Origin of the sequence: Tenacibaculum sp. SZ-18 (genome assembly GCF_002813915.1) — a bacterium.
In the GTDB taxonomy this organism is placed as follows: Bacteria; Bacteroidota; Bacteroidia; order Flavobacteriales; family Flavobacteriaceae; genus Polaribacter.
On record NZ_CP019335.1, the window covers coordinates 2,513,846 to 2,535,836 of the forward strand.

The 21,991-nt window shown below is 31.0% G+C and carries 19 protein-coding genes, 2 tRNA genes and 1 riboswitch; of the genes, 5 read left to right on the forward strand and 16 right to left on the reverse strand.

What is annotated here, in order from left to right; translation table 11 throughout:
* The first annotated feature begins 87 nt into the window (after positions 1-87).
* Together BTO06_RS11125 and BTO06_RS11130 are read left to right on the forward strand one after the other, a co-directional pair.
* Positions 88-489 carry a response regulator gene (locus tag BTO06_RS11125; protein WP_100925379.1) on the forward strand — a complete coding sequence of 134 codons (402 nt, stop codon included), beginning with the start codon at positions 88-90 and terminating at the stop codon, positions 487-489.
* Between the two features lie 133 nt (positions 490-622).
* Positions 623-1,825, forward strand: coding sequence for a sensor histidine kinase (locus BTO06_RS11130; RefSeq protein WP_100925380.1), 1,203 nt, complete (start codon positions 623-625; stop codon positions 1,823-1,825).
* A 157-nt stretch (positions 1,826-1,982) separates the two neighbouring features.
* Here the strand turns inward: BTO06_RS11130 and BTO06_RS11135 are convergent.
* The 4 genes from BTO06_RS11135 to BTO06_RS11150 form a co-directional block, all read right to left on the reverse strand.
* Positions 1,983-2,065 (reverse strand) — tRNA-Tyr (locus tag BTO06_RS11135).
* A gap of 44 nt (positions 2,066-2,109) precedes the next feature.
* Positions 2,110-2,182 (reverse strand) — tRNA-Lys (locus BTO06_RS11140).
* A gap of 116 nt (positions 2,183-2,298) precedes the next feature.
* Complete coding sequence (locus BTO06_RS11145; protein WP_100925381.1) at positions 2,299-3,060, reverse strand: ABC transporter ATP-binding protein; 762 nt, start codon at positions 3,058-3,060, stop codon at positions 2,299-2,301.
* A gap of 1 nt (position 3,061) precedes the next feature.
* Positions 3,062-3,802 carry an MlaE family ABC transporter permease gene (locus BTO06_RS11150; RefSeq protein ID WP_100925382.1) on the reverse strand — a complete coding sequence of 247 codons (741 nt, stop codon included), beginning with the start codon at positions 3,800-3,802 and terminating at the stop codon, positions 3,062-3,064.
* A 143-nt stretch (positions 3,803-3,945) separates the two neighbouring features.
* Between BTO06_RS11150 and pafA the strand changes: the two genes are divergently transcribed.
* Positions 3,946-5,598: an alkaline phosphatase PafA gene (gene pafA, locus BTO06_RS11155; RefSeq protein ID WP_100925383.1), complete on the forward strand. Its 1,653-nt coding sequence runs from the start codon at positions 3,946-3,948 to the stop codon at positions 5,596-5,598.
* A 516-nt stretch (positions 5,599-6,114) separates the two neighbouring features.
* On the opposite strand, the gene BTO06_RS11160 is transcribed toward pafA, so the two are convergent.
* Both BTO06_RS11160 and ctlX read right to left on the reverse strand, forming a co-directional pair.
* Positions 6,115-6,477, reverse strand: a complete 363-nt coding sequence (locus BTO06_RS11160) for a hypothetical protein (RefSeq protein ID WP_100925384.1) — start codon at positions 6,475-6,477, stop codon at positions 6,115-6,117.
* A 667-nt stretch (positions 6,478-7,144) separates the two neighbouring features.
* Complete coding sequence (gene ctlX / locus BTO06_RS11165) at positions 7,145-8,083, reverse strand: citrulline utilization hydrolase CtlX (protein ID WP_100925385.1); 939 nt, start codon at positions 8,081-8,083, stop codon at positions 7,145-7,147.
* 203 nt (positions 8,084-8,286) lie between these two features.
* Between ctlX and BTO06_RS11170 the strand changes: the two genes are divergently transcribed.
* Complete coding sequence (locus BTO06_RS11170; protein ID WP_100925386.1) at positions 8,287-8,646, forward strand: hypothetical protein; 360 nt, start codon at positions 8,287-8,289, stop codon at positions 8,644-8,646.
* A gap of 1 nt (position 8,647) precedes the next feature.
* Here BTO06_RS11170 and moeB read toward each other — a convergent pair whose 3' ends face one another.
* The 10 genes from moeB to BTO06_RS11220 form a co-directional block, all read right to left on the reverse strand.
* The gene (gene moeB, locus BTO06_RS11175; protein WP_100925387.1) at positions 8,648-9,703 is read right to left on the reverse strand and encodes a molybdopterin-synthase adenylyltransferase MoeB; all 1,056 of its coding nucleotides are present in this window, start codon (positions 9,701-9,703) and stop codon (positions 8,648-8,650) included.
* Positions 9,700-10,581: an alpha/beta hydrolase fold domain-containing protein gene (locus BTO06_RS11180; RefSeq protein ID WP_100925388.1), complete on the reverse strand. Its 882-nt coding sequence runs from the start codon at positions 10,579-10,581 to the stop codon at positions 9,700-9,702. The genes moeB and BTO06_RS11180 overlap by 4 nt, the downstream gene beginning before the upstream one ends.
* Before the next feature lie 11 nt (positions 10,582-10,592).
* Positions 10,593-11,711, reverse strand: a complete 1,119-nt coding sequence (gene thiH / locus BTO06_RS11185) for a 2-iminoacetate synthase ThiH (RefSeq protein ID WP_100925389.1) — start codon at positions 11,709-11,711, stop codon at positions 10,593-10,595.
* 114 nt (positions 11,712-11,825) lie between these two features.
* Complete coding sequence (locus tag BTO06_RS11190; protein WP_100925390.1) at positions 11,826-12,590, reverse strand: thiazole synthase; 765 nt, start codon at positions 12,588-12,590, stop codon at positions 11,826-11,828.
* Between the two features lie 10 nt (positions 12,591-12,600).
* Positions 12,601-13,209 carry a thiamine phosphate synthase gene (locus BTO06_RS11195; protein WP_100925391.1) on the reverse strand — a complete coding sequence of 203 codons (609 nt, stop codon included), beginning with the start codon at positions 13,207-13,209 and terminating at the stop codon, positions 12,601-12,603.
* Entirely contained in the window at positions 13,202-13,951 is a 750-nt protein-coding gene (locus tag BTO06_RS11200; protein WP_100925392.1) for a hydroxymethylpyrimidine/phosphomethylpyrimidine kinase, read from the reverse strand. Before BTO06_RS11200 ends, BTO06_RS11195 begins: the two co-directional genes overlap by 8 nt.
* On the reverse strand, positions 13,941-14,984 hold the full coding sequence (locus BTO06_RS18955) for a thiamine phosphate synthase (RefSeq protein WP_100925393.1): 1,044 nt from the start codon (positions 14,982-14,984) through the stop codon (positions 13,941-13,943). Before BTO06_RS18955 ends, BTO06_RS11200 begins: the two co-directional genes overlap by 11 nt.
* Positions 14,985-15,020: 36 nt before the next feature.
* A complete protein-coding gene (gene thiC, locus BTO06_RS11210) occupies positions 15,021-16,880 on the reverse strand; it encodes a phosphomethylpyrimidine synthase ThiC (RefSeq protein ID WP_100925394.1) in 1,860 nt (619 codons plus the stop codon).
* Positions 16,881-16,981: 101 nt separating this feature from the next.
* Positions 16,982-17,185: a sulfur carrier protein ThiS gene (thiS, locus tag BTO06_RS11215; protein WP_100925395.1), complete on the reverse strand. Its 204-nt coding sequence runs from the start codon at positions 17,183-17,185 to the stop codon at positions 16,982-16,984.
* 68 nt (positions 17,186-17,253) lie between these two features.
* A riboswitch (TPP riboswitch) is annotated at positions 17,254-17,348 on the reverse strand.
* A gap of 45 nt (positions 17,349-17,393) precedes the next feature.
* Positions 17,394-21,293: a T9SS type A sorting domain-containing protein gene (locus tag BTO06_RS11220; RefSeq protein ID WP_100925396.1), complete on the reverse strand. Its 3,900-nt coding sequence runs from the start codon at positions 21,291-21,293 to the stop codon at positions 17,394-17,396.
* Positions 21,294-21,596: 303 nt separating this feature from the next.
* On the opposite strand from BTO06_RS11220, the gene BTO06_RS11225 reads away from it, so the two are divergent.
* The gene (locus BTO06_RS11225) at positions 21,597-21,923 is read left to right on the forward strand and encodes a hypothetical protein (RefSeq protein WP_198517071.1); all 327 of its coding nucleotides are present in this window, start codon (positions 21,597-21,599) and stop codon (positions 21,921-21,923) included.
* Positions 21,924-21,991: the final 68 nt, after the last annotated feature.

Genomic DNA, 21,991 nt, shown 5'->3' on the forward strand with positions numbered 1-21,991 from the left:
TCCACTTCGGATAATATAATTAAAATTGAATCAGTGGTAATTTTTTATATTTTCCGACCGGTATTAATATAAGAGTAAGTAATAAAAATGAAGAGATTAAACATTTTGTTTATAGATGATGATGAAGTAGAACGAATGAAATTTTCAAGAGTTTGTAGCAGAAGTAACTACAAACCAACAGTTATTGAAGCCATAAATGGTGAGGATGCTCTTTCTAAATTAGAAAACCCCTCTTCTGATATCATTTTTTTAGACTTAAATATGCCTAAAATGAATGGTATTGAGTTTTTAAAGATACTTAAAGCAGATAAAAACTTACGAATCATACCAACTATTATACTATCGAGTTCGGATAATTATAACGATTTAAAAACATGTTACGAGTTAGGGATTGCAGGATACATAATTAAACCCTTACGTTTAGAAGATTACACAAGAAATATCACTACCATGTTAGACTATTGGACAAATAATGAATTATTGAATTAATAACCTTAACCTAATTTTACACTAACCTTTTTTCTATTACTTTTACAAAGAACCCCGAACTATGACACAGAGAGTAAATTTTCTACACTAAAATTGAACAGACGTACACTCTGATAACTTAGATTTATATACTGTGATTACTAATAACATCGAAGCATTACAACAAGCGTTAAAACAAGAAAAAAAAGCACGAATTAATGCTGAAAAGATTCTAGAAGAAAAAAACTTAGAACTTCAAGAAGCTAATCAGAACGTAATTAAAGTAATCAACGAAAAAGATATTCAACTCAAAAGTTTATTTAAAACAATTGTCGATCCGTATATCCTAATGGATTTATACGGTAATGTTGTTAAAATGAACGATGCTGCTGCCGATTTTTTCGGTTATAGTATAGAAGAAAAAGTGTTCAATATCACCTCAACTCTATACCCTGAAGATTTAGATTATGCAATGATATGCTATTATGAACTACTTGAAAAAGGAGTTTATAAAAATTTTAAAGCTAGAGTTTATAACAAAAATAAAGAAGTTCGCTGGATCGAAATAAATTCAAGTATTGTATATGATGCAAACGGAGAAGCCACTTTTGCTCAGGGAGTTGTAAGAGATATTACAGAAAGACTAAACGATCAAAAAGAAAGAGAACAGCTTTTAAAAAACTTAAAAAAAAGTAATCAGGAATTAAATGACTTTGCTCACGTTGTTTCCCACGATTTAAAAGCTCCTTTGAGAAGTTTAAACGCATTGGTTAGCTGGCTAAAAGAAGATTGCTTAGAGCTCACTTACAACGAAGAGATAAAGAATAATTTTGATTTACTTTTAAAAAAAATTGATAAGATGGATCATCTTATCAATGGAATTTTGAAATACGCAAGTATTGATAAAATTCAACATCCTAGAAAAGATATCGATTTGCAAGAAATTGTCGAGGCAATTATAGAAACTATTCATGTTCCAAAATATGTAAACATAGTTATTCCTAAAAGACTTCCTATTGTAGAAGGAGATAAATTTAGACTTCATCAATTATTTCAGAACCTAATCAGTAATGCGGTAAAGTATGCTAAAGATAGCGATGGATTAGTAAATATTACCTACAATACAAAACAAGATCATTGGGAATTCCAAATTAGTGATAATGGTAAAGGTATTCCCGAAAAATATCATAAAAAAGTATTTGGAATATTCGAAACACTTGAAGATCACCAAAACTCAACTGGTATTGGATTATCTATAGTTAAGAAAATAATTGATTTATTTGAAGGTACCATTTGGGTTACCTCAATTGAAGGTGAAGGAGCTACTTTTCATTTTACTTTACCTTTATCAAAATAAGATTTTAATTCAGTAAAAATCTAGAAGTTTTCAAATAATAACTATTCAAAAAGCTTGATAAAAAATAAAAAACATCTATAACTAAAAAAACGCCCAACCCACATTTTCTGTCTGCCAAACGTCTTTATTTTCCCTAATTATATTTTTTTTTGAAAAGTGGGGAGAGCAGGATTCGAACCTGCGAAGTCGAAAGACAACGGAGTTACAGTCCGTCCCATTTGGCCGCTCTGGAATCTCCCCGATTTTTTCAAATAAAAAGCCTCTCAAGCGAGAAGCTCTTATTGTGACCGGGCTGGGGCTCGAACCCAGGACCCTCTCCTTAAAAGGGAGATGCTCTACCAACTGAGCTACCCGGTCTTGTTTTGCGAGTGCAAATATAGAAAGTTTACACAGTTTCGCCAAATAAAATTACCATAATTTTTAAATTATTTCTTAAATTAAAAATACTCTAATGATTATCAGTTAATTAAATTTTACTCTTTTAAATACGCTTCTCTTACTTTTTTGAATAAATTAGAAGAATACACAAAATCAACAACTGCTTTATTATCGGTTTTGAATATTTCTTTACTACTTCCCTCCCATGCTTTCACTCCATTTTTCAAGAAAACAATCTTATCTCCTATCTCCATCACAGAATTCATATCATGTGTATTAATTACAGTAGTCATCTTATATTCCTCTGTAATCTCTTTAATTAAGTTATCTATTAAAATTGATGTACTTGGATCTAAACCAGAATTTGGCTCATCGCAAAAAAGATACTTCGGATTCATTACAATTGCTCTTGCAATTGCCACCCTTTTCTGCATTCCACCCGATAATTCAGCAGGGAGTTTTTTATTAGAATTTTCAAGGTTTACTCTTTTCAATACAAAATTAGCTCTATCAAGCATTTCTTCTTTTGACTGTATGGTAAACATCTTTAATGGAAACGTTACATTCTCTTCTACATTTAAGGAATCAAACAAAGCACTACCTTGAAATACCATACCTAACTCTTGTCTAAAATCACGCTTCTCCTCAATAGTCATTTCTTTATTGATCTTCCCATTATATACAATTGTACCTTTCTCTGGTTCGTGTAATCCCAACAAACTCTTCAAAAAAACAGTTTTTCCAGCTCCGCTTTGCCCTATAATCAAACTTGTTTTTCCTTCTTCAAATGATGTAGAAATCCCGTTTAAAACATGAGCTTCTCCAAAACTTTTATATATTTCATTTACCTGAATCATACTACGTTAATAACATTTGAGTTAAGAAATAATTAGCGATTACAATAACAACTATTGTCCATACAACCGATTGTGTACTAGCTTTACCAACTCCCAAAGAACCTCCCCTTACATAGTACCCATGATAAGAAGGTACAGTGGCAATGATAAAGGCAAAAACCACAGTTTTTACAAGTGCATAAAATACTAAGTAAGCATCAAAATCAAACTGAATACCGTAAATGTAATCGGCCTCAAAAAACATACCTGTTGCTAGCCCTGCGACCCAACCTCCAAAGATTCCTAAAAACATTCCCAGAATAATTAAGAATGGATAAAATAATACTGTTGCTATAATTTTCGGAAGAACTAAATAATTCAAAGAATTAACTCCCATAATTTCCAAGGCATCAATTTGCTCTGTAACTCTCATACTCCCAATACTAGAAGTTATATAAGAACCTACTTTTCCTGCTAAAATAATTGAACAAAAAGTTGGTGCAAACTCAAGTATAATAGATCTTTTAGTAGCAAAACCAATCAACATTTTAGGAATTAAAGGATCACTAATATTCAGTGCTGTTTGGAGTGCAATAACGCCACCAATAAAAAATGATATGAACGCAATTATTCCAATAGATTTTAAACCTAATTGCTCAATCTCACGAAATAGTGCTTCCCAAAAAACTCGAAACTTTTGTGGTGTTTTAAAAACCTGACCAAGCATCGCAAAGTATTTTCCAACATGCTCGATATAATTCATCTGCCTTCTTTTTGTTTTGCTAAAGTACTAAAAGAATATGTACTTCTTTATATAGATTTTCAAGATTAAAATATCATTAACATCCCATAATTTAACTTTTGATTGTATCGTTTTACTTAATTTTGAAGATTCAATACTTTTTTATGAAAATTCAAAATAAACTATTACTGTATTTTTTTACAGTCTCTCTTTTTAATTGTGTTTCTAAGGAAAAAGAAACTACAACAAGAACATCTACTCCGAAATTAGTTATTGGTATTGTTGTAGATCAAATGCGTTATGACTATTTACAGCGATTTAATTCAAAATACGGCGAGGGTGGTTTCAAGAGATTATTAAATCAAGGGTTCTCATTAGAAAATGCACATTACAACTACATTCCAACTTACACCGCTGTTGGACATGCTTCTATTTTCACAGGCACAACACCTGATAATCACGGTATAATAGGTAATTACTGGTACGATAAATATTTAAAAAAATCCATTTACTGTGTTGATGACGATAGACATACCACAGTTGGAAATGATGGTAAAGGAGGAAAAAAGTCTCCATATAGAATGTTTACCACTACTATTTCAGATCAGTTGAAACTTGCTCAAAACATGAAAGGTAAGACTATTGGTATCGGTATAAAAGATCGTTCTGCTATTTTACCAGCTGGCCATACAGCCGATGCTGCCTATTGGTTTGACGGAGGTAGTGTAGGACATTGGATTAGCTCTTCATTTTATATGAATAATTTACCTAACTGGGTTAACAAGTTTAATTCATTAGGTAAGGCCGATGAATATTTAAGTAAGCCCTGGAATACACTTTATGACATTTCAACTTATACAGAAAGTATTGCTGATGATAATAATTTTGAAGAGACTTTTAAAGGTGAAGAAAAACCTGTTTTCCCGCATGATATTCCTAGTTTGAGAGATAAAAACAACAATTATAGTATTATAAAAGCTATTCCTGCTGGAAATTCTATAACTACAGATTTTGCAATTGCTGCCATTGAAGGAGAAAAATTAGGACAAAATGATTATACTGACTTTTTAACTTTAAGCTACTCTTCCACAGATTATGTTGGACACCAATTCGGAGTAGATTCAAAAGAAATTCAAGACACTTATTTAAGGTTGGATAAAGACTTAGAACGTTTGTTTACTTTTTTAGATACAAATGTTGGTAAAAATAATTATACTATATTCTTAACAGCTGATCATGCTGCTGTACAAGTTCCAGCATATTTAAATTCTGTAAAGATTCCAGCGAATTATTTGGCTGGAAAAAAACTAACAAATTTTATTAAAACAAAGACAAAAGAAAAATTTAATAATGACAACTTAATTGAAAATGTTTCTAACTTTCAAGTATTCTTAAATAAAGAAGAAATCAAAAAAGCAAGACTGTCTGCAAATGGAGTTTCAAATTATATCGTTGAAGAAGTCATTAATTTCGATGGAATTTATAAAGCTGTTACAGCGAAAGCAATGCAAGAAAACTATTTTGAATATGGAATTATGAGTTCTTTACAAAAAGGATATAATCAAAAACTCTCGGGAGATGTTTTATTAATTCCTAATCCCTCAACTATTATCTATCCGAAAAAAGGGTCAACACATGGTTCTGGATATTCATATGATACACACATCCCAATAATTTTCTATGGTAATGGAATTAAGTTTGGCAAAACTGCTAAGAAATATGAAATCATTGATATTGCTCCTACAATTGCAACAATGTTAAAAGTTGAATTTCCGAATGGTTCAACTGGAAAAGTTATAGAGGAAGCTTTAAAATAAATTAAGACCAATATAAATATAATAAAGAGCGCTTAATGTGCTCTTTTTATATTCAGTATGACTTATTCTTACCTCTTAGGGCCACTAACATTTTTTTACAACATTTACCTGAATTTTGATTTCTTTTATTTCTGATACATTAGTGTTTTCTATTTTTTATTTATTTAATGGACTAAACTTGTTAATCTATTGACATTCAATCACTTTGAAAGCACTTTCTTTTAAAAGCTTTTAATGTAAGTAAAACTTTCATTGAATTTAGATTGTTCAAGTTCCATTATAAATTTATCTTATTAGATAATACTATAGCTGTCATAATAGTTACATCATAAACTAACAACAGAAGAAAAATAATAATTTGGTAGATTATATAACTTAAAATTTTAATGGATTCTTACCAATTGTAAACTGCAGTATCCCGAGCTTAAGTCATTGATATTTTTACGGTATTAAAAAAAGATAAAAAGAGTTAGATAGATAAATCAAGAAACAAAAAAAGACTGCTTTATGCAGTCTTTAATTTTTATTTTGTTTTTTGGTATCACAAGGTTTTTTTGCAGTTTTGAAACACTTTTTAGATTCCAAAGTTCTCTTACTTCTAAATCTCAAACGTTTCTTTTGTTTCATCAGTTTTTCAACTTTCTTAACTGATGCTATTTTTTTATTTGTAGCTTTCTTTTTAGTTTTATTTTTTGACGAACCTGAAATTACAACTGTATTAGATGGGGCTGAAATGCTGTTCATATCATCTAATTCTATTTCATCGTCTTTGTACTCTATTTTGTTTCCTTCCTTAGCTATTACTTTTTGAGCAACTATATCTTGGATACAAAAGTATAAAATTAAAAAGGATGCTATTATTTTAATTCTAGCATTCATAATTAGGGGATTTTGACAAATGTCTCACTAATATAAGAATTTTTTCCGTTAATTCCTACTAAACTTCGCTCAATAGCAAAGTATTGTCGACGAATGGAGTCTCCTAATCTTCATAAAAAATCGCTAAACGTTAATTCTCCCTTTCTATGCGATGTATCTTTTTCCTTCTTTTTCTCAATCTTAAAACCTTATCTTTTGAATTACTATTCTTCAAATATTTTCTTTATGCTTTCTGTAAAACTGATTCGTTTTTTTCGTTAGTGACAGAAGAAACAACTTTTTTATTATTTTAAAAGTTTTTTATTCCTAACTGTCATTGCATAATGTACTTCTTGCAACAAATATGACTTAGCATTAATCGCTTGGACACTTTTCTCTTCTTTTTTCGATAAAACTTTCTGTAGTATAGCATTTACACACACGAAAATGATGATAAATAACAAAATTACTATTTGAATTTTAGATTTCTTGCTACTCGATTTTAATTGATTACAATGTAAAATTATTCAGAATACTAATTGTATAAGCCTAAAAATCCTTGAGCTACAAACTTGCTTCAATTATTGGATAAACATTCCATTCATCAAACAAAAATCAAGTTCTATGCACTCCGAATAACAAAAGCCCACAATAATGTGAGCTTTTGTTATGAATATTTATTTTTGTATTAAATTTTTCTAGGAAGAAAAACCTCTGCCATCATACAGCGAGCACTTCCACCACCGCATCCTTCAATGATATCTAAAGAACTAGAAATAATCCTACAATGGTTTTCAATTTTATTAATTTGATCTTTAGTTAAGCAATCGTAAGCCGCTTGGCTCATTACCAAAAAGCGTTCATCACTTGCTCCTCTAACCTGCAACATATTACCAGCAAAATTATTCACTTGTGCTTCTGTAATATCAATCACTTCTTTTCCATCATCTTTTAAATTCTTGACAACATTTTTTCGTTCTTTTTTATCATCTATTGAAGCTAAACAGATAACTGCAAAAGTTTCCGCTAAACACATCATTACATTTGTATGATATATAGCCTTTCGCTCTCTGTTAACTGTTTGATAAGCTGTAAATACAACTGGAGTATATTCAAAATCTTCGCAGAACTCGATAAACAAAGCTTCATCTGCTCTAGGAGACAACGCACAATATGCTTTTCTATTAACTCTATCTAATAGCAAGCTTCCAGTTCCTTCTAAAAATACATTTTCCTCTTCTCCCGAAGTATAATCGATAACACCATCTATAATAAATCCCTGTTCCTCAAGTATATCTAAAATATCTTCTCTTCTTTCTAATCTTCTATTTTCAGCAAACATTGGGTATAATCCAACCGTTCCATTTTCATGGAAAGAAATCCAGTTATTAGGAAAAATAGAATCTGGAGTATCTGTTTCAGTTGTATCAGACACCACAATTACATTCACTCCAAAACCTCTTAATTTTTCAACATAATTATCAAATTCTTCTTGTGCTTTTGCATTTACAGTTGCAGGTAAAACATTCTCCAAAACTTTTTGATAATAATTATTTACAGCTGTTTGTTCATTCATCCTAAAACCGACAGGACGAATCATCAATATCGTATTCGTTGTTTGTTTCATATTGACAAAAGTACTTATTTTGATGAGTAATTAAATGTAAAAAACACAAAAAACATTGCTTCATAATAGATCGATTAATTCAACTTAAAATCGAAGTTGCTATATGTTTTTTTCTCTTAAAAGTTATATTAGTGGCTGAATGACATTACCATTATTTGTAGCTGGAGCTAAAAGAGTATCTTTGAGATGATATATTAAGAAATATGACTGCAAGAGAATTAGAAGGAGAATTTTCAATTATCGGTTCAAATCAAAATGAAAGTGATATTAATTATCGCGGAGTTCTAACTTTAGAATTGGATAAAAACGACAGATTTATAGCAAAATGGTTGATTCAACATGAACAAGAACAAATTGGCACAGGATTCTTTAAAGATAATATTTTAGTTATCAACTTTCAATATCTAGGAGAAAACGGCGAAGTATTTCATGGAGTAGTAGTTTACCGATGTTTAACAAAAGATATTCTTGATGGATTTTGGTCTGAGGAACATGGTGATCCCAAATTTCTAGGAACAGAACGCTGTTTCAGAATTAAAAAAGATGTAACTCTGACTCACTAAATTAAGACAAGCCTCCTTTTAAATTTATCAATTCATACGAGACTGGCTGTTCTTCTAAAAATTCAATAGCAAATTTACTTCTAATTCCTGATTTACAATAAACAACTAATGGTTTATCATTTAAAATTTCTGTAAAACGTTCTGATATTTGACCTAAAGGAATGTGTTGTCCTCCGATATGATGTTGTGACCTTTCCCAATCTTCACGAACATCTAATAAGTTGTACTTTTCTAATTTTTGTTGTAATTCTTGAAAAGTTATTTCAGTTTTAGCTGAAGTAATTCCACAGAAAAAATCATAATTCGCCTCTAAGTTTTGAATATCTGCATTCGAAGTTCTATTAAAATTCAAAATCATCTGACGCATTGAAAGCACATCAAAAATCATTAATTTATTAGCTAATACTTCTCCTACTCCACAAATAATCTTAATTACCTCATTGGCTTGTAAACTTCCTATAATTCCAGGTAAAACTCCAACAACTCCTATTTCAGAACAATTAGGAATAGATCCAGGATTTGGTGGTGTTGGATATATGCAACGGTAAGTAGCACTTTGTTTATAGTTAAAAACACTTACTTGACCTTCAAACTTAAAAATTGATCCGTAAACGAGTGGCTTATTTACTAAAACAGCAGCATCATTTGATAAATACCTTGTTTGAAAATTATCACTCCCGTCAACAATAATATCGTATTTTTCAAATAATGCTACTGCATTATCTTTTGAAAGTTTTTCGTTGTAAACATCAAATTGAATAAAAGGATTTAATCTTGATAACCTCTTTACAGCCGTCTCCGCCTTGGACACGCCAACATCATCAATAGTATAAAGTATTTGACGTTGCAGATTACTTTGATCGACAACATCATCATCAATAATTCCAATATTTCCCACACCTGCAGCCGTTAAATACTGTAAAATTGGACAACCTAAACCACCTGCTCCGATAACCAAAACTTTAGATTTCTTCAATTTTAATTGTCCAGTTTCTCCTATTTTATCCAGAATAAGATGACGATTATATTGTATTTGCTCCTCTTTATTTAGCATTATTCTTTTAAACTTTTAATAATTTGATTCAAAGCTATTTTTGCTTCAGGTAAAATTGGTAATAACGGAAAAATGTGGGGCATTTTTGCGCCATCCATCAACTGAACCTCCACCCCTTCTTTCTTCATTTTATTAGCACCAATTTTAGCATCTGGATACATAATATCATACTCTCCTATGTAAATATCTGTTTTTGGAAACCCATCAAAACTTCCATATATCGGAGAGATTATTTCATCTTTTAAATCAAAATTTCCTGCTGCTATTTTTTTTGCAGACAAAACACCTTTTAGTCCTAGCATTGGATCTTTTGGTTCAATTGCATTTATATCCTTGTTAGTCAAACTTGCATCGAAAACTGGCGTAATTAAAATTAACTTACCTGGTATTTCCTTTTTCTTTTGAATGAGACGTTGTGTAAGAGACATTATAAGATTTCCTCCAACAGAATCGCCAATAAGAACTATATCCTTTGACAAAGCTGCAGTTTGAATAGCAAACTCAAATACAGCATCTATATTATCACAGATCTGTTTTATTGTGTATTCTGGTGCCTTAGGATAATCTAATAACCAAACATTCTTACCTGAATATTTAACTATTTTCTCTACAGCTTTCCAATGATGTTCAGCAGGTCCAGAAATAAAAGCTCCACCATGAATAAAAATCACTAATTCCTTAGCAGTTTCACCCTTATTTTCAATTTTATAAATTTTAGTTTCTTCAATATCCAACTCACCTACATTGAACTTTTTATAGAAACTTTTTGGTAGCTTTTTTCTATCAGTTTTTCTCAGCTTCTTATAATTAATAGGAGATTCAGAGAATATTTTTTTTATTCCCATAGCTCTTAAAATAAAAAATGTAAGCTTTCTTAACATTGAAATCAAATTTAATTAAAATGTTCCCAATCCTTCCAAACTACTTCTAAACCTTGATTTTTTAACATTTCAGCTACTTCCTCTGTAGTTCGTTCATCTGAAATTTCAAACTGTTCTAAAGACTGAGGTTCCACAGCATAACCACCTGGATTAGTCTTAGACTCTGCGCTAATTGATGTAATTCCCAGGTGTACAATGTGATTTCTAAAAATTTCACTTTCTCTTGTTGAAATAGACAATTCTACATCTTCATCAAACATTCGGTAAGCACAAATTAATTGGACTAAATCTGAATCAGTCATTTCTACCTTCGGCTCTAAACCACCAGAATGTGGGCGTAGTCTTGGAAAAGATATTGAGTACTTTGTTTTCCAATATGTCTTTTGTAGATATTTTAAATGTAATGCTGTAAAAAAACTATCAGCTCTCCAATCTTCCAGCCCAAACAAAGCTCCTAATCCGATTTTATGAACTCCCGCTTTTCCCAATCTGTCAGGAGTTTCCAAGCGATAATCAAAGTTTGACTTTTTACCTTTAGGATGGTGTTTTTTATATTCTTCTTTATGATAAGTCTCTTGATACACTAAAACAGCATACAATCCATTCTCTTTTAATAATTCATACTCATTTTGATCTAAAGGTTGAACCTCAATAGTAATGTTTGCAAAATGTGATTTAATCAACTGAATAGCATTTTTAATATAATCAACACCAACTGTTCTATTTGCCTCTCCAGTAACTAATAGAATATGATCATAACCCTTATTTTTTAGAAACTCAACTTCCTTTAAAATTTCAGTATCCGTTAGGGTTCTTCTTGGAATTTTATTAGTAAAACTAAAACCACAATAGGTACAAATATTTTGACATTCGTTACTTAAATACATTGGAGCATACATTTGAATGGTATTACCAAACCTCTTCTTAGTAACTTGATTACTAATCTGAGCCATTTCTTCCAAATACGGTTTTGCCGCTGGAGAAATTAGTGCTTTAAAATCTTCAAAAGTTCGCTTCTCTGAAGCTATTGCTCGCTTGACGTCTAGAGTTGTTTTGGACAAAATACTTTGTAAAACCTCGTCCCAATTATACCGCTCAAATATATTTTTGAAGCTACTATTTGTCAACATATGTTATTATTTTAAATGTGTCATTGCGAATAAAGTGAAGCAATCTATTAATTTCAAAGATTACTTCGTCTTGTATAAAAATTATTCTAAGACAAGTCTCGTAATGACGACATCCTAATTTAAAAATGAAGTTAATGGACTACTTGCTTCAGCATTTCTCTTTATAGGAGCTAATTTCGCTTCATAAGCAATTCTACCTGCTTCCACTGCCATTTTAAAAGCTTTCGCCATTGCTATTGGATTTTGTGAAACAGCAATGGCAGTATTAACCAAAACTGCATCCGCACCTAACTCAATAGCATGTGCGGCATGAGATGGAGCACCGATTCCTGCATCTACAATAACTGGGACATTTGATTGTTCGATAATAATTTCTAAAAACTCTAATGTTTTTAAACCTTTATTACTTCCAATTGGAGCTCCTAACGGCATTACACATTGCGTTCCTACTTCTTCTAGTCTTTTGCACAACACTGGATCTGCATGAATATATGGCATTACAACAAATCCTTTTTTCACTAATTCCTCCGCTGCTTTCAGTGTTTCAATGGGATCAGGCAATAAGTACTTTGGATCAGGGTGGATTTCTAATTTTACCCAATTTGTTTCTAGTGCTTGTCTTGAAAGTTCGGCTGCAAAAACTGCTTCTTTTGCATTTCTAACCCCAGAAGTATTTGGGAGTAAATTGATTCGATCATGATTTAAATGTGTTAATATATCATCATCTTCATTTTCTACATCTACTCTTTTTAAAGCAACAGTTACTAATTCACTTTCGCTTTCCAATATTGCATCTCGCATTAATTCAGAAGAACTAAACTTTCCTGTTCCTGTAAATAAGCGTGATGAAAATGTTTTGTCTGCTATTTTTAAACTCATTTTATTCGTTTTAACTAGCTATTAATTCTTTAATTTCTTCCACTGGTTTATTCGATAAAATTCCAGAAATCGCAATTCCATTGACACCAGTTTTATATAATTCTTGAAAATCATTCTTCGTTATTCCTCCAATTGCATAAACCGGTAATTCAATTCCTTCCTTTCGTAATTGAGAAATAATCTGTTGATATCCTTCTAACCCTAAAATTGGACTTAATTTTTTCTTTGTGTTTGTAAATCTAAAAGGACCTAAACCAATATAGTTTACCTTTTGAGTAGCTAAGAACCTACAATCTTCAATTGTGTTTGCGGTTCCGCCAATTATGGTTTCTTCACTTAAAATAGCTCTAGCATCCAAAGGTTTCATATCTTCTTTTCCAATATGTAGTCCAAAAGAATTGACTGTTTTAGCTACTTCAACATTATCATTTATTATAAGTTGTGCATTATTCGAATCACATATTCTTTTTGCATCAACGGCTGTTTCGAGAAATATTTCTTGTTCTATATCTTTCATTCGTAATTGAACAAGCTTTACTCCAGATTCAAGTACATTTTTAATATTCTCTAAATGTTCTTTAGGAGAATTTCCTTGAGATATATAATAGATATTATCCATGATAACCTAATAATATTTTATTTGAACTCAATACTTTTTCCACATAACGTTTTCCTTTAAAACAGGATTTCATCAAAGGATATTTTAACGTAATATAACTTGCAATTGCTGAAGATAATACACAACCACTTCCATGTTTTTCATGATACTTTCCTTTCTTTGGATTGAATGAAAATTCTTTACCTTCTTTCGAAAACAAAAAGTCAACTCCCAATCTTTCTTCGTTATGTCCGCCTTTTAAGAAAACATTCGTTTTAGTCTGTATGTGGGATAATGTTTCTTCAACTGTTTTATTTGGATACAAACTTTGTATTTCCTTATAATTTGGTGTCAATAAATAAATTTTAGAAAGTACCTCTTCGAAATCTTCTTCTGTAAAATCTTTGTGAAAAGTAAATCCTGAAGAAGTGTTTAAAACTGGATCTAAAATGATTTTTGCAGCTGGATTGAATTGCACCAAAAAATCAATAATCTCAGATAAAATCTTCCAGTTTTCCACAATTCCAATTTTTACAACATCAATTTTGAACTTTGTAAATAAAACTTCAATCTGTTTTTTTATAATGGATTTCGAAATCCAATGACAATCTTTAAACTCAATATCGTTTTGGATGGTATTGGCTGTACAAACTGCCAATCCATAACATTTTAAAGCCTCAAAGGTTTTTATGTCTGCCGTAAGACCCGCTCCATTTGATGGATCAAATCCTGCAATTGTTAATATGTAAGGTCTAGTTTTCAATGTATAAGCTACTGATTAACTCTTGCTGTTTTTTTGTTCCGTATTTTTGTAATAAATCCTTAGAATCTTGAGTTAATAATTCTTTTGAGGCTTTATTATCAACAATCCAATTAAGTAATTTTGTGCACTTCTTTTGAATAGTAGTATAAATCGCGGCATTAATAATCATTCCATCATTTACATTAATATCAACTCCTTTTGAAATTGCATATTTTAGGCCTTCCAACTCGTTGTTATGAACGGCATAATAAACACCTTCATAATCACCATATGAAATATCTGCACCTAAAGAAATTAGATAGTCGGCAACTTCTTTTTTGCCATAAGCCACTGCATTGATTAAGGCATGATCTATATCAAGCTGAGTATACCTATCAGATAACATTTCCTTTAGTTTCGTTAACTCTCCATCACCAGAAAAAAGTTCTAAATTAAAGTCTCGAACTTTATTACATTCCTTAGAAATTACTTTAAAACTTTCTATAATATCTTCAGAATTCCAAATGCCACCTAGAACACCTACTCCAGAATATCCTAGTTCATAAACTTTTTGAACAGTTTCAGCATTTACTCCTCCCATTCCAATAATCGTTTTCCTAATATGATTTACATCAAATCCTTTTCCTTTATATCCTTTTTTAGAAATCGAAGAAAAAACTGGACTTAATAAATGATAATCAAAATGAATTTCACTTGCATTTAAGACTTCAGGGTCATGAAAAGAGCTACTTACTTTAAATCCAATTTTCTTATACGAATCAGTAAAATTTTTAAGATTATCTCCAAGATCAATTCTAGGTTGTTCTTGAAGATGAATTCCTCTCAAATTAAACTCTTTACATAATTCATGATTTTCATGAATCATAATTCGATTATAAAACTTTGGATTTATATCTTTCAATAAAACCCGGTATTGTTCAATATTAAAAGAAGGCTTTCTTAAATGCAACACTTCTAAACCTTTCGAAAAAAGTTGATTTAAAAGTGTTGATTCATTTTCTAATTCTTGTTCTGATGTAATTACTATTAACATGCGATTTTTTTGATTTATTGAGGTTTAGTTCAAATACTATAAATAAACTTCAGATCCTTTTTCTTTAAATTCTTCAGATTTTTCTTTCATTCCTTCTTCAAGCGCTTTCCCCTCCTGTAGTTCTTTTTTTGCTGCGTAATCTCTTACTTCTTGTGTAATTTTCATTGAGCAAAACTTTGGTCCACACATAGAACAGAAATGAGCAATTTTCGCTCCCTCGGCTGGTAAGGTTTCATCGTGATATTCTCTTGCTAATTCAGGATCTAAACTTAAATTAAACTGATCTTCCCAACGGAATTCGAAACGCGCTTTACTTAATGCATCATCTCTATGTTGTGCTCCAGGATGTCCTTTTGCTAAATCGGCAGCATGAGCTGCTAACTTATACGTTACTACTCCAGTTCTTACATCGTCTTTATTTGGTAAACCTAAGTGTTCTTTTGGCGTTACATAACACAGCATCGCTGTGCCATACCAACCAATCATTGCCGCACCAATACCAGAAGTGATATGATCATAACCTGGAGCGATATCAGTGGTTAAAGGTCCTAGTGTATAAAAAGGAGCTTCTCCACAAGCTTCCAATTGTTTATCCATATTGGCTTTAATCATATGCATAGGAACGTGACCTGGACCTTCTATAAAACATTGCACTTCGTGTTTCCATGCGATTTTCGTTAATTCTCCTAAAGTTTCTAACTCTGCGAATTGAGCTTGATCATTTGCATCCGCAATGCAACCTGGACGTAATCCATCTCCTAACGAAAATGCAACATCATAGGCCTTCATAATTTCACAAATTTCTTCGAAATGCGTATATAGGAAACTTTCTTTATGGTGCGCTAAACACCATTTTGCCATAATGGAACCTCCTCTAGATACAATTCCTGTTATACGTTTTGCTGTCATCGGAACATATGCCAAACGAACTCCCGCGTGAATAGTAAAATAATCTACTCCTTGTTCTGCTTGTTCAATTAAAGTATCCCTAAATATTTCCCAAGTAAGATCTTCTGCAACACCATTGACTTTTTCAAGAGCCTGATAAATAGGAACTGTTCCAATGGGTACTGGAGAATTACGGATAATCCACTCTCTAGTTTCGTGAATATTTTTCCCTGTAGATAAATCCATGATATTATCGGCACCCCAACGACAGGCCCAAACAGCCTTTTCAACTTCTTCTTCGATTGAAGATGTTGTTGCCGAATTCCCAATATTGGCATTAATTTTCACTAAGAAGTTTCTACCTAAAATCATAGGTTCAGCTTCTGGATGATTAATATTTGAAGGAATTACAGCACGACCTCTAGCTACTTCTTCTCTTACAAATTCTGGTGTAATTTTCTCCGGAATACTCGCTCCAAAATCTTGACCTGGATGTTGCTTTGATAAACGAGTCATTTCGTCGATACGTTGATTTTCACGAATAGCTACATACTCCATTTCTGGTGTGATCATTCCCTTTTTTGCGTAATGTAATTGAGTTACATTCTCACCTTTCTTAGCCCTGTAAGGTTTATTTAAATGATTAAATCTTAAATGATTTAAACTTTCATTATTTAATCTTTCATTACAATATTCTGAACTAAATTGTTCTAATTTCTCAACATTATCTCTATCTAAAATCCATTTTTCTCGAATACGTTCTAATCCATTATGAATATTAATATCTTTACTTGGATCAGTGTATGGTCCAGAAGTATCATACACAGTAACTGGTTCATTTGATGTACGCTTTTTTGTCATTGAATCGACTGTATCATTCAATGTAATTTCTCGCATTGCTACATTAATTTGTGGATGTAACTTTCCTTGAACGTAAATTTTCTTTGAGCTTGGAAAAGGTTTTCTTGTAATTCCGTCTTGTTTAGGTGCGGTATCTTTTTTTTTCATTTTACTGAAGGTTCGTTTATAAAATGGTTATACGCAAGACTATACTTACGTATTTATACTATTTAATTTTTGAATTAAGTTTGGATAGAAAACTAAATGATTTATCCCCCCTGTGTAGATTTAATGATCAAGATATTGTCTTGATCGACCAGTTCACGTGTTTCCCAGTTTGGTTTGCTTATAACATCGTTATTAACGGCAACTGCAATTCCATTCGTTTGAATATTGAGCTGTCCTATGAGTTGATAAACCGTAAGATTTTCTAAAAAAGTTTGTGTTTTGTCGTTTACTTGTATTGTTATCATTATCAATAAGATTTAAAGTAAACTTTAGAAGAAAATATAAAAAACATGATGTACGTAATTGCACAAAATATTCGAAAATTACTTTTCCCTACGTTGGTTTTAACCAAATCAGGTTCTAAGGATATTTCTCAAACTAGTTACCTAGCTACTCCTAAAGTTTTATATATCAAAGATAAAAAAAAGAGCCTACTATGTAGACTCTTATTATTTATTTCTTAATAATTTTTTTGGCAACTGCTCCACGATTAGTTATCAATCTTAAAAAATAGGTTCCTTTTGGAAGATCTCTTAAGTCAATTCTATGTTCAGAATCAAACTTATTTGATTTGAGTTTTTGACCTAGAGTTGTATATAGTTCAAATTCTTGCAACTCTACACTGCTGGTTGATATTACTAAAATATCTTTTACCGGATTAGGGCCAATTTTTAATTCTTTTAAAAGAACATCACTTACACTTAATGTTTCAGACGTAGTAGCTACATTTGACTTAGATGAAATATAACTTGAACTTTGATTTCTCTTATTAAAAACTCCTCCACATGAGGTATTGCTTACCACTTCTATATAATATGCAACATCCTGTGAACTTACATTTAAGTCTGTATATGAATTTAAATTACTTGAAACTTCCGTTAATAATTCAAACTCACCTCCGTTAATACTTCTGTGGATTCGATATGTATAAAATTCAAATCCTTCATAATCATTCCAAATCATATTCCAAGAAGTACCTATTCCTGGTGTAAGAACTAAATGGATAGTTTTGTGATGTGCACCTAGCTCTGTTTCTCCTCCACAATTATCAATTGCGGATATTTTATATAAACTAGCACTTTGCGCGGGAGATGAACTTTCGTCAATATAATAATTTATATCGGCATTAACATAAGACAAAAGCTGATATTGCCCTGCAACTACCGTTTCCTTATAAACTGCAAATTGACTCAAATTTTCAGTGTAATAATCCCACATTATTTTATTTTTAAAAGAATCTTCATCAACTGTTACAACACATATCTCTGGTGAATTGATACTCTCTTTAACATTTACATCAAAAACCTCTCCTCTTGAACAACTGTTATTATAAACTGTGTAACTGATATTTTTATTTCCTGAAGTATTCCATCTTAAAATATATGGACCTGCATCAGAACCTGAAATTACCTCGGCACCATCAAACGACCAATAAATATTTGTATAATTTTCACCTGTATATTCTATGTTATACAATTCACCTTTACAAACTGTACTCTCTCCTTCAATACTAAGTGATGGTAATTGATTGAATTGAAGAATTTGAGTATAAGTTTGCGAGGTACATCCATTCTTTGAAACATTTAAAGAAATTACCTTTTGTCCGAAATTATCATTCCAAGTAATTTCATATGGTCCTTTTCCTTCTCCCGATATAACTTCCGCTCCGTCAAAATCCCAATTAAAAGTTGAACCATCATCTCCATTACCATAATAATAAACATTTATTGTTCCTTCACCACAAATACTGTTATTACTTAGATAAAAATATGAATTTGGTGTTTGAGTCACTGTAAGCGTCCTATCCATGTTTACAGAACATCCATTTTGAGTTACCTCTAAACTAACATTCTTTTCCCCTTGATTATACCATTGTATTTCATAAGGTCCGGCACCTGAACCAGAAATAACATATCCTCCATTAAAATTCCAATTATATATTGCATCATTCTGCGCATCACCTTCATAGGTAATCGTCGTAGTATCTCCTACACAAACTTGTTCTATTAATTTTATTGAACCTGTTGGATTCGGATTATGATAAATTGTCCTTATAGTTTCTTCAGAAGTACAACCATTTTCAGATACTATAAGTGATATATTTTTTTCTCCGTAAGATTCATTCCATGTAACCTCATATGGTCCAATACCGGTTCCAGAAACTATTGAAGCTCCATCAAAATTCCAACTAAAATTGGCAGATTCAGTAGCATTTCCATTATATGTAATCATAGCAGACTCACCTTGGCATACATTTTCACTCACTGAAAAATCCGCTAAAGGTTTATTAATAATTTCTATGGTTTTAGTAGAAACTGAAGAACAGCCACCTGAAACAACCTCAAGAGTTATTTCCTTTTCACCAGAATGATTCCAAAACAATTCATAAGGACCAGTTCCTTCTCCTGATACAACTGTGGCTCCATTAAAATTCCAATTCAATGTATTTTCAGTACTCTCTTCTCCAAGATACTCAATATTTACCGTATTCCTTGCGCATATAGAAGCAGTACTTATTGAAAACTGCGCATTAATTTCATCCATAAAAATAACTTCTAGATTTTCACTCAAATAATTATTTTCAGTAGATATAATTCTAATAAAATAAGTTTTATTGAATTCAATAGTATCATTAACAGGCACAGAAAAACCTTCATTAGCCGAGGTAATTCTTGCTAATTCCAATGGCATATCAAAAGATCCGTTAACATCAGACATTTGTAAAACAAATTCATTGTTTATGAATTCGTAATTAGAACTAAAACTTAAATTTAAATTATCACCATGACAAATTTCTGCAGAACTTAATACAACAGAGTCTATAACTCTCTGAGCATTTTCACTAAAAACACTTTCATTACCTTCTATATAGTCATTTGAACCATCTGCTTCTGTTGAGTAAGACTTAACAACAATTATTGAATTAATTGAAATTTCGTCTGTTAAATAGGTAGATACGTCACTTACATCTGCTAGCAACTGAAAATCTTCAGTTGTATTTGTTTTATAATAAACTTTGTAGCCAGCTACATTATTAGACATGCTTGCATCCCATGAAACTAAAACTCCTCCATTTGTTAAACCTTTAAATACATTATTTGGAGCTTCTACTGGAGCAGAACTAGTTGGAGATATTAAAAAATTTGAATAATTAACTATACCATAATTTATATTATCTAATCCATCGGTAATTTTATCTGCAATTACTGATTCATTATCAGTTCCCCAATAATTCTGGGTTGCATCGATATTGGCGTTAAAATTATTTTGAAAATTACTCTCTTGTATACCAATAAGATTATTATTTTTAAATGTGAAATTATAAGTGTTTTTCTTGTTAATCTTGTCTGCTTTAGGTGAAGTGTAATCAAAACTACTGTTTAATACGATTCCCGTATTATAATTACTAAACGTACAATTTTGAATACTACTTGTAAAATCCTTATTTAAAATTTTTAGTGCTTTTCCCGAGTTATTTCCTTTAAATATAACATTCGAAAAATTAACATTTCTTGATTTTATGTGATAATCCTGAAGTTGATTAGGACTTTCTAAAAGTGAATTACTAACAACTAATTCTCCAGATTGCAGATTAAATGATGTTTTTGAAACCAATGAATTATTAATTGTAACAGAATAATAATTATTGTAATCTTCAAAATTAGAATTAACTATTTCACAAGAATCAATATTAAAGTTTGCTCCACAACATCCAATTCTAAAATTAGCTTCTTCAACTTTTGAATTAGTCAAAAATATTCCATCATTATAAGAATCAGAATTTAGCACACCTCCTTTTATGTTACACTGATTTATTTCAATTTCCTCACTTCTTGGATAAAACCCTTTTATTGTTGCATTTAAAATATTACAGTTTGACAATCTCAGTTTAGCTGATGTGGAATATCCCTTAGTTCGGGCATAGGTACCACTATTAAAATCTGATGAATTCACTAATAAGGTTCCTGAATTCTTTATTGGATCTTGATTGTGTTCACCTTCATCAGCCAATTGAATGCCAGAACCATCTGAGAAAACAACGTTATCTAATGTTGAATTACTTAAGTTAGAATCTTTAAATATCAATCTTGTATTCTTAAAAACAACTTTCTCATTACTTTTCCCTTCAATTTTAATTATACCTTTTATAAGTAAATCAAAATTCCCTGAAACTTCCACTCCAGATTCTACTGTTAAAGTAACACCATCAAAGACTCCCAATGTACCTGTTAAATTATAGGGAGAACCTGCTTTCGTCCAAATTGTGTTAGACGTTAAAGTACCACTAACAGTGGTTTGTGCGTGCATAAAGAATACATGCATTAATAATAAAAAGAGTATTTTTCTTTTCATATAGATTATAAATTAAATTAATAATAACTTTATATGTAAAAAAGTTTACACTAAAGTCTTTTTTAAACAATATTTAAAAGGAAAAAAACATAGCATTTTTCACTTTTCTTTTCATTGCAAATATATACGTTTAAGGTAAATAAACAATTAATTTCCTATATATAAATCCGCTTTTTCTATTTGCTATTCCATTATTTAAAGCACTACCATAACTCAATGAAAACTAGTGAAATTTAAGTTTAGAAATATTCCTAGAAGAAATAAATAAATTTCCGCTCTTGACTCAAAAAAAAACACTTAAGTATGTTTTTAGCGCTCTCGTTACATTTACTTAAATATCAATTATTTATTGAATTAATTTTAATGTCTAATAACCAACCACCCAAAAATAAAATTATGGCTTACAATGTTCAAAATTTCACTTATGATGGACCTGGAGACAGTGTTTGTTATGGTAAACAAGACAATCATAATCATCAGCAAGCAAACCAATTCACAGTAGATATCACGGCCTACTTAACAGCTCAAGGCTGTACTCATATTCATGCCGGTGCATTTCGTTCAAATCAACCTGAACCAGCTAATGGCAAAGAGTTTAAGTGGAATGGAGCTAATTGGGTAAAAGCCTAATTATTCATAAAAATAGCTTTTCTATAGAGTTAATTATAGAGGCGATAAGCCGAAAAGCCTTACGAGTA